The following is a 14,136-nucleotide window of genomic DNA, read 5'->3' on the forward strand; positions in this document are numbered from 1 at the left end:
ATAGCGGATCCGCGCGCCGGGACCCGCGTAGCCACCATCAGATGACGATGCGTGGTGCCTGCGTCGCATGCTCGGGCAGCGTCAGGTGGACGCTGCGTGCGTACCTGGCGGCGCTCCAGGCAGCGGCGGCGGCGTCGAGGAGGTCGTCGACGGGGACGTCGGCCGGCGCCTCGGCCAGATCGAGGTCGAATTCACGCGCCAGGGCGCGAAGTCGTTGCCCGGCGCCGCGGCCCGTCTTCTTCGAGGCGAGGCCGATGCGCTCGTCCATCGCCCGGAACGAGCACTCCGGGTGGACCTCGACGACGGTGGCGTCGGGGGTGAGCGCGTCCCGGACCTCGACGATCTTGGCGACGAGATGCCACGCCTGGATGGACGTGCCGGGCACGTCACCACGCTGCGCCATCGCCTCGGCGTGGCTGAGCCCGGCCTCGAAGGCGGCGACGGTGCCGGTGGTGGGGGAGAGGAAGATCGACTGCCACGGTCCGTTGTGCTCACGTAACCACTGCCGCGCCGCCGCGTCGGTGTCGCGCGGACCGTCGGTCGTGGCGATGGGCATGTCGACCCCGACGACAAGGCCGGGCCAGTCGGCGAGGATTTCGCCGAAGGTGTCGCGGAGGTGCCAGTCCAGCCGACGGCCCGCCGCCACCGCGACGACCCAGCGTCCCTTCCAGCCGTCGACGCCCAGGACGGTCATCCCCGGGCGAGCCGGTCGGTCAGCCGCTCGCGGACGGCGGGCCAGTCCTCGTCGGTCATCGAGTACTGGACGGTGGTCCGCCAGGAGCCGTCCCGACGGATGCGGTGCTTGCGCAGCTCGCCCTCGCGGGTGGCGCCGAGCCGGGCGATGGCGGCCTGCGACCGCTCGTTGTAGATGTCGGTGTGCCAGACCACGCGCGCTGCCCCCAGCGTCTCGAAGGCGTGGGTCAGCAACAGCAGTTTCGACTCGGTGTTGTGGCCGGTGCGGCGGTAGTCGCGGCCGAGCCAGGTGTGACCGATGGCCAGGGTGCGCAGGACGGGATCCACCTCGTAGCAGGACGTGGTGCCGGCGAACCGGCCGGTGGCCGCCTCCAGCTGGGCGTAGGCGAAGCGCTCGCCGCGGCCGCGCGCGGCGAGGGCGGTGAGGACGTCGGTCCGGGCGTCCTCGACCGTGGCGATCATGCCCGTGGCACGGGCGCCGGGGGTGTTGATCCACCGCAGCAGCTCCGCGTCGTCACGGGCGGCCTCGAAGTACCCGTCGACGTGTTCGACGGTGAGCGGCTCGAGGCGGATCAGACGACCGGTGAGGACGGGCATGGCGAACCAGAGGTCGGGGGGAGCGGCAGTCACGGCACAGATCGTATGGTGGACGTCGTGCGACTTACCGAGTTCCGGGGCCGGCTCGAGGAGCGGTTCGGCGTGGCGTATGCCGCCAGCCTGGCCGCCGACTACCGGCTGCCCGGCGTCGGCGCGACCATCGACGAGGCACTGGCCAACGGCGTCGACACCAAGGAGATCTGGCGCGCGGTCTGCGCCGAGTTCGAGATGCCCGCGCACCTGCGGTGAGCCGCCCCGGCGGGTCGCAGATCCGCCCGGCGACACGCGCGTGTCGTCACCGCTGTCGAACAGGTGTTCGGCTAGAGTCGCTCCGTGGCAGGGGGCGGACGTCGTCCACAGGCCCGGATGTACGGGTGAGCTGACGGAGCAGTTGTCCACAGCTTGCCGGCGCCGCCGGATTCTGTCGGTACCTCGTTCTAGCGTCGCCGTTGACAGCTTCGCAGATGACCTAAGGGGTTCACATGGCAACGACCTTCGACCGGGAGAAGGCGCTCGACGTCGCCCTGGCCCAGATCGACAAGCAGCACGGCAAGGGCGCGGTCATGCGCCTCGGCGACCGGGTGGCGGCGCCGATCGAGGTCATCCCGACCGGCTCGATCTCGCTGGATGTCGCGCTCGGCATCGGCGGGCTCCCGCGGGGCCGCATCATCGAGGTCTACGGGCCGGAGAGCTCCGGTAAGACGACGGTGGCGCTGCACGCCGTCGCCAACGCCCAGGCCGCTGGCGGTGTCGCCGCCTTCATCGACGCCGAGCACGCGCTCGACCCCGACTACGCCCGCGCGCTGGGCGTCGACACCGACTCGCTGCTGGTGAGCCAGCCCGACACCGGCGAGCAGGCCCTCGAGATCATGGACATGCTGATCCGCTCGGGTGCCCTCGACATCATCGTCGTCGACTCCGTGGCCGCCCTGGTGCCCCGCGCCGAGATCGAGGGCGAGATGGGCGACAGCCACGTCGGCCTGCAGGCCCGGCTGATGAGCCAGGCCCTGCGCAAGGTCACCGGTGCCCTCAACAACTCCGGCACCACCGCCATCTTCATCAACCAGCTCCGCGAGAAGATCGGCGTCATGTTCGGTTCGCCCGAGACCACCACGGGTGGCAAGGCGCTGAAGTTCTACGCCTCGGTTCGGTTGGACGTCCGCCGGATCGAGACGCTGAAGGACGGCACCGAGGCCGTCGGCAACCGCACCCGCGTCAAGGTCGTCAAGAACAAGGTGGCGCCCCCGTTCAAGCAGGCCGAGTTCGACATCGTCTACGGCGAGGGCATCAGCCGTGAGGGCTCGCTCATCGACGTCGGCGTCGAGCAGGGCCTGATCCGCAAGTCCGGTGCCTGGTACACCTACGAGTCCGATCAGCTCGGCCAGGGCAAGGAGAACGTCCGCAACTTCCTGCGCGACAACCCCGACCTCGCCGACGAGATCGAGAAGCGGATCAAGGAGAAGCTGGGCATCGGTGCCAGCGTCGCCGACGGCGCCGTCGAGCCGCTTCCGGCGCCGGTCGACTTCTGATCATGGCGGCGGCGGACGAGCAGCCGAGTGACGTCGAGCGCGAAGGCCCCCCGGGTGATCCCGAGGCGGTCGCCCGCATCGTGTGTCTCCGGCTGCTCGACCGCCGGGCCCGCAGCCGTGGCGAGCTCGAACAAGCGCTGGCCACGCGCGGCATCCCGGATGATGTCGCGACCTCGGTCCTCGATCGCTTCGCCGATGTCGGCCTGATCGACGACAGGTCGCTGGCGGAATCGATCGCGGGTGCGCAGCACCGCGAGCGGGGCCTGGCCCGCCGGGCAGTCGCCGAGAAGCTCCGGCGCCGGGGCTTCGACGACGAGACGGTCGCCGACGCCGCCGCGACCATCGACAGTGAGGCCGAGCGCGAGCGTGCCGAGGCGCTGGTGGCCAAGAAGCTGCGCAGCCTCCAGCGACTTCCGATGGAGGTCCAGACCCGGCGCCTGGTCGGGCTGTTGGCTCGCAAGGGATATTCCAGTGCCGTCTCCTACGAGGTGGTGCGGGCAGCGGTGGCCGGCGCCGCCGACCTCGTCGACAGCGAGGACGCCCTCGGCTGAAAGCCGGACGTCGCGAGCCCGGCGCGTCCCTGACCGTGCCTGTTCGCGCCGAGCGTGCCCGGTCTGTCGGGAACGGCGCTCGGGACGCGCCGGTCGGAGCCGCCATGCTTGCGCTGTCTGCCTGGCGTTCATACTGTCGACAGAATCAGGTAGCACCGCCACTGCTCGTGCCGCGGGTCCGGTCCTCATGAGTGACCGCTGTCGGCGCGTCCATACAGTCCCTGTTCGCCCGAGGAGAGGAAGCCCGCCAGTACCGGCCGCGAGGCGGCCATGTGAGCGTTTCGCCGTGCAGTCGCCACCGGGCGACCGCACCGGACGCGGTGCTGCTGCCTGAACGACGGTGCCCGGACGTCCGGGTCCGAACAGGACGGAGCACGCCATGGTCGGGGTCTGGTACGCAGCGATCGGCGCGGGCTTCCTGCTGGGCCTGCTCTTCGTCATGGCGTATGCCCGGCGCGCTCAGGCGCCATCCGGCCGTCACGGCGCCGCCGGACGCGGGGGAGCCGACGTCGGACTTGCAGCCGGCTCCGGACGTACATCCGAGGCCGGACGTACAACCGACGCCGGACTTTCAGCTGACGCCGGACTGGCGACCGACGGAGGCCGGTCAGCCACGGCCGAGGTTGCGTCGGCACCCGCCGAGGCCGCGGCCCAGGTCGAGGCCGAGCGCCTCCTGGCCGCCGCGCGTGCCGAGGCCGAGCAGCTTCGCGCGGAGGCTCGGGCGGAGGCCGACAGGCTCAGGGACGCCGTTAGGGTCGACGTCGACCGGGAGCGGGACACGGCCCGCGCCGCCGCCCGGGCCGAGGCTGACAGATCGGCGTCGCAGGCCCGTGAGCAGGCGGCCGCCGTCATCGCCGAGGCCCGCCGCGACGCCGCTGAACACGCTGAGCGACTCACCGCCGACCTGCAGCGACAGCAGTCCGGCTACACGGCGCGAGCCGCCCGGCTCGACGAGACCGAGGCCCGTCTGGACAGCCAGGTGGCCCGCCTGGAGCAGCGAGCCGAGGAGGTGCAGCGACGCTCCGACGAGCTGGATGCCCGTCGCGACGAGCTGAAGCAGCGCGAGCGGGAGCTCGCGGAGGCCACCGCGCGCCTCACCGAGGCCGAGACCGCGCAGCGTCGCGAGCTGGAGCGGATCGCCGGCCTCAGCAGCGACGACGCGCGCGCCGAGCTGCTCACCGCCGTCGAGACCGCCAGCCGTCGCGACGCCGCGACGCTCGCCCGCAGCATCGAGGACGAGGCCCGCGCCGAGGGGACCGAACGCGCCCGGGCGATCGTCGTCGAGGCGGTGCAGCGGGTTGCCTCGGCGCAGACCAGCGAGGCCGTCGTCAGCGTGCTGCACCTGCCCGGCGACGAGATGAAGGGCCGCATCATCGGCCGGGAGGGGCGCAACATCCGCTCCTTCGAGGCGGTCACCGGCGTCAACGTCATCATCGACGACACCCCCGAGGCGGTGCTGCTCTCCTGCTTCGACCCGGTCCGCCGGGAGATCGGGCGACTGACCCTCGACAAGCTCGTCACCGACGGCCGGATCCACCCGCACCGCATCGAGGACGCCTACGAGCAGAGCAAGGTGGAGGTCGACGAGCTGTGCCTGCGGGCAGCCCGTGACGCGGTCGCCGAGGTCGGCGTCGGCCCCGTCGACGAGCGGCTGCTGCCGACGTTGGGACGGCTGAAGTACCGCACCAGCTACGGCCAGAACGTGCTCGCCCACCTGATCGAGACGGCCCACGTCGCCGGCATCATGGCCGCCGAACTGGGTATCGAGCCCGCCCTGGTCAAGCGCTGCGCCTTCCTGCACGACATCGGCAAGGCGCTCACCCACGAGGTCGAGGGCAGCCACGCCATCGTGGGTGCGGAGCTGCTGCGCAAGTACGGCGAGGACGAGGCCGTCGCCCACGCCGTCGAGGCCCATCACAACGAGGTCCGGCCGCAGACCATCGAGGCGGTGCTGACCCAGGCCTCCGACACCTGCTCGGCGTCCCGGCCGGGGGCCCGGCGGGAGTCGGTCGAGGCGTACGTCAAGCGCCTGGCCCGGATCGAGGAGATTGCCCGCGAGCGCGAGGGCGTCGACAAGGTCTTCGCCATGCAGGCCGGCCGCGAGGTGCGGGTCATGGTGCAGCCGGGCGAGGTCGACGACCTGGCCTCGGCGGTGATGGCCCGCGAGATCGCCAAGCAGATCGAGGACGAGCTCACCTACCCCGGACAGATCCGCGTCACCGTGGTCCGAGAATCGCGGGCCAGCGAGGTCGCCCACTGAGCGGCGCGGCGCATCAGCGCAGCAGCTCGTCCAGCCTCCGGGTCACCGGCCACGCGCCGCGGGTGGTGTTGGCGAGCACCGTGTGGGTGCGTCCCGACGTGGGGTCGTGCACGGACCGGAACGAGACCCCGGCGTCGCAGCCTTCCAGCATGACGGCCGGTCCGGTGGCGTGCAGCCAGAAGCCACGCCCGTACCGCTTCCCCTCCTCGGGGACGCTCGTCCGCGGCCGGATCAGCTCATTGACGCGGTGGCGCGGCAGGATCCGTTCGTCGAACAGCGCTGTCCAGAAGCGCCTGATGTCCGCCGCCGTCGAGTACGCGCCGCCGTCACCGCAGCCGCGGACGGGCAGGTGCAGCGTGTTGCTCCGGCCGTCGCCGACGTAACCCACGGCCGCGTTGCCCGGTAACCGGTCGCCGCGCAGGAACGCGGTGCTCCACATCTCGGCCGGCGCGAAGACGTGACGTCCGACGAGACCGGGGAAGGGTGCCGAGGCCACCCGTTCGGCGAGCAGGGCGAGCAGGACGTAGCCACTGTTGCTGTAGCTGAATCGGGCACCGGGAGCGAACTGCTGGGCGTGTCCGTCCAGCACCCGCACATAGCTCTCGGTGTCCGCGAGCAGGTGGACCGGGACCCGCAGCGCGTAGTCGTCCGGGTCGGTCTCCGGTCCCTCGACGAGGTAGTCGCCGATGCCCGAGGTGTGGGCGAGCAGGTGGCCGACGGTGACGTCGGGATGCACGAGCGGAAGGTCGCGGCCGAGGACGGAGCGCGCCGTGGTGGCGAGTGACAGCGCACCGGCGCCGATCAGCGCCGCCACCGTCACGGCGGTGAACGCCTTGGTGCCGCTCGCGATGCCGAACCGGGTGTCGACGGTGGTGGGCACCTTGTGGGCCCGGTCGGCCAGCCCGTAGGCCGCCTCGAACTCGACCTGCTGACCCCGGCTCACCGACACCACGCCACTGAAATCGGCGGTCACCTCGCGCAGGTTGGTCGCGAGCTCGGAGCGGACGGCGGTCACCGGTCCATCTCACCACGCAGCGCAGGACCCGGGCACCCGTATCCTCGACCCCGTCATGAGCGCGCGCACTTACGAGATCCGCACCTACGGGTGCCAGATGAACGTCCACGACTCGGAACGACTGGCCGGCCTGCTCGAGGACGCCGGCTACCAGCGTGGAGCCGACGGCGCCGCGGCGGATCTCGTCGTCTTCAACACCTGCGCGGTCCGCGAGAACGCGGACAACCGGTTGTACGGCAACCTCGGCCACCTCGTCCCCGCCAAGCAGGCCAACCCTGACATGCAGATTGCCGTCGGCGGCTGCTTGGCGCAGAAGGACCGCAGCCGCATCGTCGAGCGTGCGCCGTGGGTCGACGTCGTCTTCGGCACGCACAATCTGGCCAGCCTGCCCGTCCTGCTGGAGCGCGCTCGCCACAACCGGCAGGCCGAGGTCGAGATCGTCGAGGCGCTGCAGAACTTCCCCTCCGACCTGCCCAGCCGTCGCGACTCGGCGCACAGCGCCTGGGTGTCGATCAGCGTGGGCTGCGACAACACCTGCACCTTCTGCATCGTGCCGTCACTGCGTGGCACCGAGACCGACCGCCGCCCCGGCGACGTGCTCGCCGAGATCCGGGCGTTGGTCGACTCCGGGGTCGTCGAGGTGACGTTGCTGGGACAGAACGTCAACTCCTACGGCCGCTCGTTCGGCGACCGGGAGGCCTTCGCCAAGCTGCTGCGTGCCTGCGGCGAGGTGGACGGACTCGAACGCGTGCGCTTCACCAGCCCGCACCCGCGCGACTTCACCGACGACGTCATCGCCGCCATGGCCGAGACGCCGAACGTCATGCCGCAGCTGCACATGCCGCTGCAGTCCGGGTCCGACGCCGTGCTGAAGGCGATGCGCCGCTCCTACCGGCGCGAGCGGTACCTCGGCATCATCGAGCGCGTCCGGGCCGCGATGCCGCTGGCGGCGATCAGCACCGACATCATCGTCGGCTTCCCCGGCGAGACCGACGCCGACTTCGAGCAGACCCTGGATGTCGTCCGCGCCGCCCGCTTCGCCAGCGCCTTCACCTTCCAGTACTCCCAGCGCCCCGGCACCCCGGCGGCGCAGATGGCCGAGCAGGTGCCGCAGGCTGTCGTCACCGAGCGCTACGACCGGCTCATCGAGGCGCAGGAGGCGATCTCCCGCGAGGCCGCGACCGCGCTGGTCGGCACCGAGGTCGAGGTGCTCGTCAACACCGTCGGTGGTCGCAAGGACGGTGCCACCGGACGCGTCACCGGACGGGCCCGCGACGGCCGGCTCGTCCACGTCGCCGGAGAGGCAGGCCCCGGTGACCTCGTCACCGCCAGCGTCACCTACGCCGCACCCCACCATCTCGTCGCCGACGGCGGCATCACCGCGCGGCGGCCATGGCGTGGTGCCGTCGCCGCGCCCGCCGCGCCGGTCAAGCCGCTGCTGACGATCGGCAGGCCTCCGGCGTAGGTTCTCCCGGCCGGCTCAGCGGGCGCGGCCGGAGTGGCGGCCGGGGACGGCATTCGCCGCAACCGGGGCCGCCGGCGCCAGCCACGGCAGTGCGATGGCGGCGAGGCCGCGCATCGAACCGCGCATCACGTCGACGAAGTCGAAGGAGTCGCGCCAGAGGGTGATCATCCCGTCGACCACGTCGAAGCGGCCGGTCACCCAGAACTGCGCCCGGAAGCGCCAGAGCGCGAAGACGTCCGTGCGTTCGGTGAGGACGGTGGGCCCGTCGGCGGAGATCGCGTGGACGTAGACCTCCAGCGAGGCGGCGGCGCGATCGAGCAGGCTCAGCGTCCGCACCACGTTGTCCCGGCCGGCGACCGAGGGCAGTCCGACGTTGCAGTAGACGACATCGTCGGCCAGTAGCTCGGCGGCGCGCTCCAGATCGGTGTCGGCGAGCGCGTCGAGGAACTCCTCGACCACCAGCCGCGGGTCGCTGGGAACGAGCAGCGGGCTGCGCTCGGTCGGCGGTGCCGGTGGTGGCAGAGGGGGCACGGCCATCCCGCGAGACTAGGCCATCTCCGGCAGTTGCGTACCCCCTCGGGCGAAGATCAGGAGGTGCTGTCGGGCAGCAGCGCCCGCCGCTGCTCGACCTCGTCCTGCGCCTTGCGGATCCGGGCCTCGTCACCGGCGGCGCGGGCGCGCTCGAGCTTGGCCTCGGCCTCGGCGAGGCGCTCGCGCATCGCGGTGAGGAACGGGTTGGACTCCGCGCTGCCCTGCCGCCACTGTGCGTCGACAGCGTCGCGCACGCGCTGCTCGGCGGCGCGCATCCGGTCGTCCAGCCGGCGCATCGCGTCGCGCGGCACGTGGCCGATCTCGTCGAACTGGGACTGCAGGTCGCGCAGCTGGGACTGGGCCTGCTGCGGATCGGTCAGATCGATCGCCGCCGCCTTGGCGATGATCTCTTCCTTCAGCCTCTGGTTGCCCACCTGCTCGGCGTCTCGCTCGGCGAAGGTCTCCGACCGTCGGGCGAAGAAGGCGTCCTGGGCGGCGCGGAAGCGAGCCCAGAGGGCGTCCTCCACGTCGCGACCGGCCCGGCCGGCCGCCTTCCACTCGTCCATCAGCTCACGCATGGCCGCGGTCGTCTCACGCCAGTCGGAGGACGCCGACAGCTCCTCGGCCCGGGCGATGAGGCGTTCCTTGACCTGCTTGACCTGACCACGCTCGGCGTCCAGCTGGGCGAAGTGCTGGCCCCGGCGCCGGCCGAAGGCGTCGCGGGCCGCGGCGAACCGCTTCCACAGCGCGTCGTCCGTCTTGCGATCGATGCCCTTGATCTGGCGCCACTCGTCGACGATCGCGCGAAGCCGGTCACCCGAGGCCTTCCAGGACGTCGCCGACTCGGCGATCGTCTCGGCCTCGGCCACCAGCGCCTCCTTGGCCGCGACGGCGTCGGCCCGCTGCTGCGCCCGCGCGGCAGCCGCCTCGCCCGCCTTCTCCTCGGCGGTGGCCAGCAGCGCGTCCAGGCGTGTCTCCAGCGCGGCCAGATCGCCGATGGCCGCCGCGGTCGCGAGCTTCTCCCGCAGACCCGCCGCCGCCGCGCGCGTCGCCTTCGGGTCGCCCGCGCCGGAGGAGAGCCGCTTCTCCAGCAGCGTGACCTCGGTGGCGAGGTCGTCGTAGCGCAGCCGGTAGAACGCCAGGCCCGCCTCCGCGTCGCCGGCCTGCCATGACCCGATGGGGCGTTCGCCCTCGGCTGTCCGGACGTAGACGGTGCCGTCGTCGTCGATCCGACCCCAGGGAGCAGCCTCACTCATGTCGAGCATTGAACACGATGCGCGTGACCGGGGCACACGACCACTAGCCTGAACGGCTGTGATCACCGGTGTCGCCTTCGTCCCGCAGGCCCCGGCGCTGGATCCTGAGGTCGGCCGCGGTCTGGACGTCGAGCTGGGGCCGCTCCGCCAGGCCTGCCGTGCTGCGATTCGCGGCGTCGGGCAGCAGCGCGGCGATGTCGTGGTCCTCGCCGACGCCGCTGGCGCGGGGATCGGGCGCTGGCTGGTGGCCGATGCGCTCAGCGATGCGCTCGGATCCGAACCGGTGACGATCGCGCCCGGCGCCAGCCGTCCGCAGCCGATCGGGACGCTCGTCGTGGTCGGTGACGGCAGCGCCCGGCGCACCGAGAAGGCACCCGGCTATCTCGACCAGCGCGCGGCCGGCTTCGACGCGAGCGTCGCGGCCGCGCTCGCCGGCGGCGACGCCGCCGCGCTGGCCGGTCTCGACGAGACCCTGGGCGCGGAGCTGCTGGCGGCGGGTGTCCCGGCCTGGCGGACCGCCGCCGCGTGGCTGGCCGGGACCAGCTGGCACGGCCGACTGCTCTACGACGACGCCCCCTTCGGCGTCGGCTACCTCGTCGCCGTCTGGACGCCTCGTGCCTGACCTCGGTACCCGGGTCGTCGCGGTGGTCGGCCCTACCGCTACCGGCAAGAGCGATCTGGCGGTGGCGCTGGCGCAGCGGCTGGACGGCGAGATCGTCAACGCCGACTCGATGCAGCTCTATCGGGGCATGGACGTCGGCACCGCCAAGCTCCGCCCCGAGGAGCGCGGGGGAGTACCGCACCACCTGCTCGACGTCTGGCCGCTGGCCAAGTCGGCGGCGGTGGCGCAGTACCAGGCGATGGCCCGCGACGTCATCGACGAGATCGCCGGTCGCGGGAAGGTCCCGGTGATCGTCGGTGGTTCCGGTCTGTACCTGCGCGGCGCCCTGGACAAGCTCGAGTTCCCCGGCGAGTCGCCGGCGCTGCGGGCCGGTCTCTACGCCGCCCTGGACGAGCAGGGTCCCGAGGCCCTCCACGCCAGGCTGGCCGAGCGCGATCCGGTGGCGGCGGCGGCGATCCTGCCCTCCAACGGGCGGCGCATCGTCCGGGCGCTGGAGGTCATCGAGCTCACCGGTCGCCCCTTCGTCGCACGGATGCCGGGTTTCGAGTCGGTCTACGACACCGTGCAGCTGGGCCTGGACCGCGCCGACCTGCGGGATCGGGTCGCCACGCGCGTGGACCGCATGCTGGCCGGGGGACTGATCGAGGAGATCCGCGGCCTGCTCCCGGCCGGGCTGCGCGACAGTCCCACCGCGGGCAAGGCGCTGGGGTATCAGCAGCTGCTCGCCGTCATGGCCGACGACGGGACGATCACCGGTGATCTGGCCGAGGCGACCGAGCTCACCGTCCTCGGCACCCGCCGCTTCGTGAAGCGGCAGCGGACCTGGTTCCGCCGCGATCCACGCGTCCACTGGCTCGACGGCGCCGATCCGGGGCTGCTCGACGCTGCGATCCGTAGGCTGGAATCGTGAAGCTGACGAAGGGGCACGGCACCGAGAACGACTTCCTCGTCCTCGCCGATCTCGACGGCGCGATCGAGCTCACCCCGGCGGCCGTGGCCGCCCTCTGCGACCGCCGCGCCGGCTTCGGCGCCGACGGCGTGCTCCGGGTCGTCCGCAGCGAGAACGACCCGGAAGGCAAGGAGTTCGCCGGCGAGGCGGAGTTCTTCATGGACTATCGCAACGCCGACGGCAGCGTCGCCGAGATGTGCGGGAACGGCGCGCGAGTTTTTCATCGATACCTTCTGCACCACTCGCTCGTTGAGCAGTCAGCGGCGGTGGCGACTCGCGGCGGGATTCGACGTGTGCGAGCCCGCGGGGACGGAAACGTCACTGTGTTGATGGGCTTGCCCCGGGTCCTTGCCGACCGGCCGATCGCCACCGCCGCTCCCAGCGCCGACCGTCCCGGCTTCGCCGCCGAGGGCACCGCGCTGACCATCCCGAATCCGCACGTCGTCGTGCCGGTGCCGGACATCGCGACCCTCGACGCCCTGGACCTCTCCCGCCCGCCCGAGGTCGTGCCACCGTTGCCCGAGGGGCAGAACGTCGAGTTCGTGGTCCGGCTGGGTCCGCGCCACCTGCAGATGCGGGTGCACGAGCGCGGCTCGGGGGAGACACGCTCCTGCGGCACCGGGATCTGTGCCGCCGCTGTCGCCACCGCGCTGGACGACGGTGTCGGGGCCGACGGCGTCCCGTGGCGCGTCGACGTGCCGGGTGGCAGCTGCGAGGTCGTCTGGCGCACCGACGACGTCGAGCTCACCGGCCCCGCAGTGCTCGTCGGCGAAATCGAGGTGGACGAGGGCTGGTGGCGTGGGATCATCGAAGGACGATGACTGACGACTTCCGTGACAACCCCCGCGACGACTTGCGCGATGCCGACGGCGACTTCGTCCTGGACGAACGGTCGGCGCTGCGCCGTGTGGCGGGCCTGTCCACCGAGCTCCAGGACGTCACCGAGGTCGAGTACCGGCAGCTCCGGCTGGAGCGGGTGGTGCTCTGCGGCGTCTGGACCACCGGCACCCTGGCCGAAGCCGAGAACTCCCTCACCGAGCTCGCCAAGCTGGCCGAGACTGCCGGTTCGCAGGTGCTCGACGGCGTGATCCAGCGCCGGGACAGGCCCGACCCGGCCACCTACCTCGGCTCCGGCAAGGCCAAGGAGCTCCGCGACATCGTGCTGGCCGAGGGTGCCGACACCGTTGTCTGCGACGGTGAGCTCACGCCGGGCCAGCTGCGTCAGCTGGAGGGTGTCGTGAAGGTGAAGGTCGTCGACCGGACGGCACTGATCCTGGACATCTTCGCCCAGCACGCCCGCTCCAAGGAGGGCAAGGCGCAGGTCGAGCTGGCCCAGATGCAGTACATGCTGCCGCGGTTGCGCGGCTGGGGTGAGTCGCTGTCGCGCCAGGTCGGCGGTCGGGCGGCCAACGGCGTCGGCATCGGCGGCCGCGGCCCCGGTGAGACGAAGATCGAGATCGACCGCCGCCGGATCAACTCCCGCATCGCCAAGCTGCGCAACGAGATCAAGGAGATGAAGACCGCCCGCGACGTGAAACGTTCGCAGCGGGCGACGCGACGGGCGCCGAGCGTCGTCCTGGCCGGCTACACGAACGCCGGCAAGTCGTCGTTGCTGAATCGCCTCACCAACGCCGGTGTCCTCGTCGAGAACGCCCTCTTCGCCACCCTCGACCCCACCGTCCGGCGGGCCGAGACCGGGGACGGCCGCGAGTACACGCTGGCCGACACGGTCGGCTTCGTCCGGCACCTGCCCACGCAGCTCGTCGAGGCCTTCCGGTCGACGCTGGAAGAGGTGGCCGACGCCGACCTCATCGTCCACGTCGTCGATGCCGCCGACGCCGATCCCGAGGCGCAGATCCGCGCTGTCCGTGAGGTCATCGCCGACATCCCCGGCACCGCCGACATCGCCGAGCAGATCGTCTTCAACAAGTCCGACGCGGCCGAGCCCGAGGTGCTGCTGCGGCTGCGGTCCCTGGTGCCCGACGCCGTCTTCGTCTCAGCGCGGACCGGCGCCAACCTCGCCGAGCTGCGGCAGCGCATCGACTCCCGGCTGCCCCGCCCGGACATCGAGGTCACCGTCCTGGTCCCGTACACCCGTGGGGATCTGGTGGCGCGGCTGCACGAGCGCGGCGAGGTCCTGGCGACCGAGCACACCGGCGGCGGCACGCTCGTCCATGCCCGCGTCGACGCTGCGCTCGCCGAGCTGCTGCGGCCCTTCGCGTCGGCCGGCGTGCCCTGAGTCGGCCGTCGTCCACCTGTGCGCCACCCGTACGACGCCGCGGGGTCGCTCCGGACCGCGTAACGTAGGTGCCGTTCGCTCGTCATCGCCCCCGAGGAGGCAGCCGTGGGTGCAATCTCCATCTGGCACATCGTGGTGGTCGCCGTCGTGGCCGCGTTCCTGTTCTTCGGCTGGAAGCAGCTGCCCGACATGGCCCGCTCCTTCGGCCGCTCGCTGCGCGTCTTCAAGACCGAGATCAAGGGCATGAACGAGGACGACGCGGCCCGCGAACACGCCCGGGAGGCCCGCGACGAGCCGGCCGAGCCCAAGCAGCTCGCGCCCCGGCCCGCCCCGGCGCGCGAGATCCCGCGGGCCGAGGTCGTCCGCAACCCCGACGCCGCCGGCTCGCGTCCCCGTCCGGCGCCGGGCCCCCGCGTCAGCCGCTGACTC

At 72.0% G+C, this 14,136-nt stretch carries 15 protein-coding genes; 10 read left to right on the forward strand and 5 right to left on the reverse strand.

Annotation, left to right across the window (positions count from 1 at the left end):
* Positions 1 to 37: 37 nt before the first annotated feature.
* Both AC0NZQ_RS16025 and AC0NZQ_RS16030 read right to left on the reverse strand, forming a co-directional pair.
* The gene (locus tag AC0NZQ_RS16025; RefSeq protein WP_474530946.1) at positions 38 to 694 is read right to left on the reverse strand and encodes a DUF429 domain-containing protein; all 657 of its coding nucleotides are present in this window, start codon (positions 692 to 694) and stop codon (positions 38 to 40) included.
* A complete protein-coding gene (locus AC0NZQ_RS16030; RefSeq protein WP_474530948.1) occupies positions 691 to 1,323 on the reverse strand; it encodes a GNAT family N-acetyltransferase in 633 nt (210 codons plus the stop codon). The genes AC0NZQ_RS16025 and AC0NZQ_RS16030 overlap by 4 nt, the downstream gene beginning before the upstream one ends.
* 24 nt (positions 1,324 to 1,347) lie before the next feature.
* Here AC0NZQ_RS16030 and AC0NZQ_RS16035 point away from each other — a divergent pair, with 24 nt between their 5' ends.
* From AC0NZQ_RS16035 to rny, 4 genes are all read left to right on the forward strand, one after another.
* Positions 1,348 to 1,539 carry a DUF3046 domain-containing protein gene (locus AC0NZQ_RS16035; RefSeq protein WP_474530949.1) on the forward strand — a complete coding sequence of 64 codons (192 nt, stop codon included), beginning with the start codon at positions 1,348 to 1,350 and terminating at the stop codon, positions 1,537 to 1,539.
* Positions 1,540 to 1,772: 233 nt separating this feature from the next.
* Positions 1,773 to 2,819 carry a recombinase RecA gene (gene recA / locus AC0NZQ_RS16040; RefSeq protein ID WP_474530950.1) on the forward strand — a complete coding sequence of 349 codons (1,047 nt, stop codon included), beginning with the start codon at positions 1,773 to 1,775 and terminating at the stop codon, positions 2,817 to 2,819.
* A gap of 2 nt (positions 2,820 to 2,821) precedes the next feature.
* Positions 2,822 to 3,370 carry a regulatory protein RecX gene (locus AC0NZQ_RS16045; protein ID WP_474530951.1) on the forward strand — a complete coding sequence of 183 codons (549 nt, stop codon included), beginning with the start codon at positions 2,822 to 2,824 and terminating at the stop codon, positions 3,368 to 3,370.
* A 439-nt stretch (positions 3,371 to 3,809) separates the two neighbouring features.
* Entirely contained in the window at positions 3,810 to 5,630 is a 1,821-nt protein-coding gene (gene rny / locus AC0NZQ_RS16050; RefSeq protein WP_474531425.1) for a ribonuclease Y, read from the forward strand.
* A gap of 13 nt (positions 5,631 to 5,643) precedes the next feature.
* On the opposite strand, the gene AC0NZQ_RS16055 is transcribed toward rny, so the two are convergent.
* Positions 5,644 to 6,645 (reverse strand): serine hydrolase domain-containing protein, encoded by a 1,002-nt coding sequence (locus AC0NZQ_RS16055; RefSeq protein ID WP_474530952.1) that lies wholly within the window; start codon positions 6,643 to 6,645, stop codon positions 5,644 to 5,646.
* Positions 6,646 to 6,700: 55 nt separating this feature from the next.
* Between AC0NZQ_RS16055 and miaB the strand changes: the two genes are divergently transcribed.
* On the forward strand, positions 6,701 to 8,110 hold the full coding sequence (gene miaB, locus AC0NZQ_RS16060; protein WP_474530953.1) for a tRNA (N6-isopentenyl adenosine(37)-C2)-methylthiotransferase MiaB: 1,410 nt from the start codon (positions 6,701 to 6,703) through the stop codon (positions 8,108 to 8,110).
* A 15-nt stretch (positions 8,111 to 8,125) separates the two neighbouring features.
* Here the strand turns inward: miaB and AC0NZQ_RS16065 are convergent, their stop codons facing one another.
* Together AC0NZQ_RS16065 and AC0NZQ_RS16070 are read right to left on the reverse strand one after the other, a co-directional pair.
* Positions 8,126 to 8,647 (reverse strand): limonene-1,2-epoxide hydrolase family protein, encoded by a 522-nt coding sequence (locus AC0NZQ_RS16065; protein ID WP_474530954.1) that lies wholly within the window; start codon positions 8,645 to 8,647, stop codon positions 8,126 to 8,128.
* Positions 8,648 to 8,697: 50 nt separating this feature from the next.
* On the reverse strand, positions 8,698 to 9,897 hold the full coding sequence (locus AC0NZQ_RS16070) for a DUF349 domain-containing protein (protein WP_474530955.1): 1,200 nt from the start codon (positions 9,895 to 9,897) through the stop codon (positions 8,698 to 8,700).
* Positions 9,898 to 9,955: 58 nt separating this feature from the next.
* On the opposite strand from AC0NZQ_RS16070, the gene AC0NZQ_RS16075 reads away from it, so the two are divergent.
* The 5 genes from AC0NZQ_RS16075 to tatA all read left to right on the forward strand — a co-directional run bounded on the left by AC0NZQ_RS16075 (position 9,956) and on the right by tatA (position 14,133).
* On the forward strand, positions 9,956 to 10,519 hold the full coding sequence (locus AC0NZQ_RS16075; protein ID WP_474530956.1) for a class III extradiol ring-cleavage dioxygenase family protein: 564 nt from the start codon (positions 9,956 to 9,958) through the stop codon (positions 10,517 to 10,519).
* Positions 10,512 to 11,429: a tRNA (adenosine(37)-N6)-dimethylallyltransferase MiaA gene (miaA, locus tag AC0NZQ_RS16080; RefSeq protein ID WP_474530957.1), complete on the forward strand. Its 918-nt coding sequence runs from the start codon at positions 10,512 to 10,514 to the stop codon at positions 11,427 to 11,429. The genes AC0NZQ_RS16075 and miaA overlap by 8 nt, the downstream gene beginning before the upstream one ends.
* Positions 11,426 to 12,289: a diaminopimelate epimerase gene (gene dapF / locus AC0NZQ_RS16085; RefSeq protein WP_474530958.1), complete on the forward strand. Its 864-nt coding sequence runs from the start codon at positions 11,426 to 11,428 to the stop codon at positions 12,287 to 12,289. The genes miaA and dapF overlap by 4 nt, the downstream gene beginning before the upstream one ends.
* Positions 12,286 to 13,707, forward strand: coding sequence for a GTPase HflX (hflX, locus tag AC0NZQ_RS16090; RefSeq protein WP_474530959.1), 1,422 nt, complete (start codon positions 12,286 to 12,288; stop codon positions 13,705 to 13,707). Before dapF ends, hflX begins: the two co-directional genes overlap by 4 nt.
* Positions 13,708 to 13,812: 105 nt before the next feature.
* Complete coding sequence (tatA, locus tag AC0NZQ_RS16095) at positions 13,813 to 14,133, forward strand: Sec-independent protein translocase subunit TatA (protein ID WP_474530961.1); 321 nt, start codon at positions 13,813 to 13,815, stop codon at positions 14,131 to 14,133.
* Positions 14,134 to 14,136: the final 3 nt, after the last annotated feature.

The sequence above is a fragment of the Jatrophihabitans sp. sgz311053 genome, assembly GCF_056135305.1.

What these genes read in the sequence shown, in the direction of transcription:
- AC0NZQ_RS16070 (WP_474530955.1), bottom strand. Translation starts at nt 9,897, where the DNA reads ATGAGTGAGGCTGCTCCCTGGGGTCGGATCGACGACGACGGCACCGTC.
- AC0NZQ_RS16045 (WP_474530951.1), top strand. Translation starts at nt 2,822, where the DNA reads ATGGCGGCGGCGGACGAGCAGCCGAGTGACGTCGAGCGCGAAGGCCCC.
- hflX (WP_474530959.1), top strand. Translation starts at nt 12,286, where the DNA reads ATGACTGACGACTTCCGTGACAACCCCCGCGACGACTTGCGCGATGCC.
- recA (WP_474530950.1), top strand. Translation starts at nt 1,773, where the DNA reads ATGGCAACGACCTTCGACCGGGAGAAGGCGCTCGACGTCGCCCTGGCC.
- rny (WP_474531425.1), top strand. Translation starts at nt 3,810, where the DNA reads ATGGCGTATGCCCGGCGCGCTCAGGCGCCATCCGGCCGTCACGGCGCC.
- miaB (WP_474530953.1), top strand. Translation starts at nt 6,701, where the DNA reads ATGAGCGCGCGCACTTACGAGATCCGCACCTACGGGTGCCAGATGAAC.
- AC0NZQ_RS16065 (WP_474530954.1), bottom strand. Translation starts at nt 8,647, where the DNA reads ATGGCCGTGCCCCCTCTGCCACCACCGGCACCGCCGACCGAGCGCAGC.
- AC0NZQ_RS16025 (WP_474530946.1), bottom strand. Translation starts at nt 694, where the DNA reads ATGACCGTCCTGGGCGTCGACGGCTGGAAGGGACGCTGGGTCGTCGCG.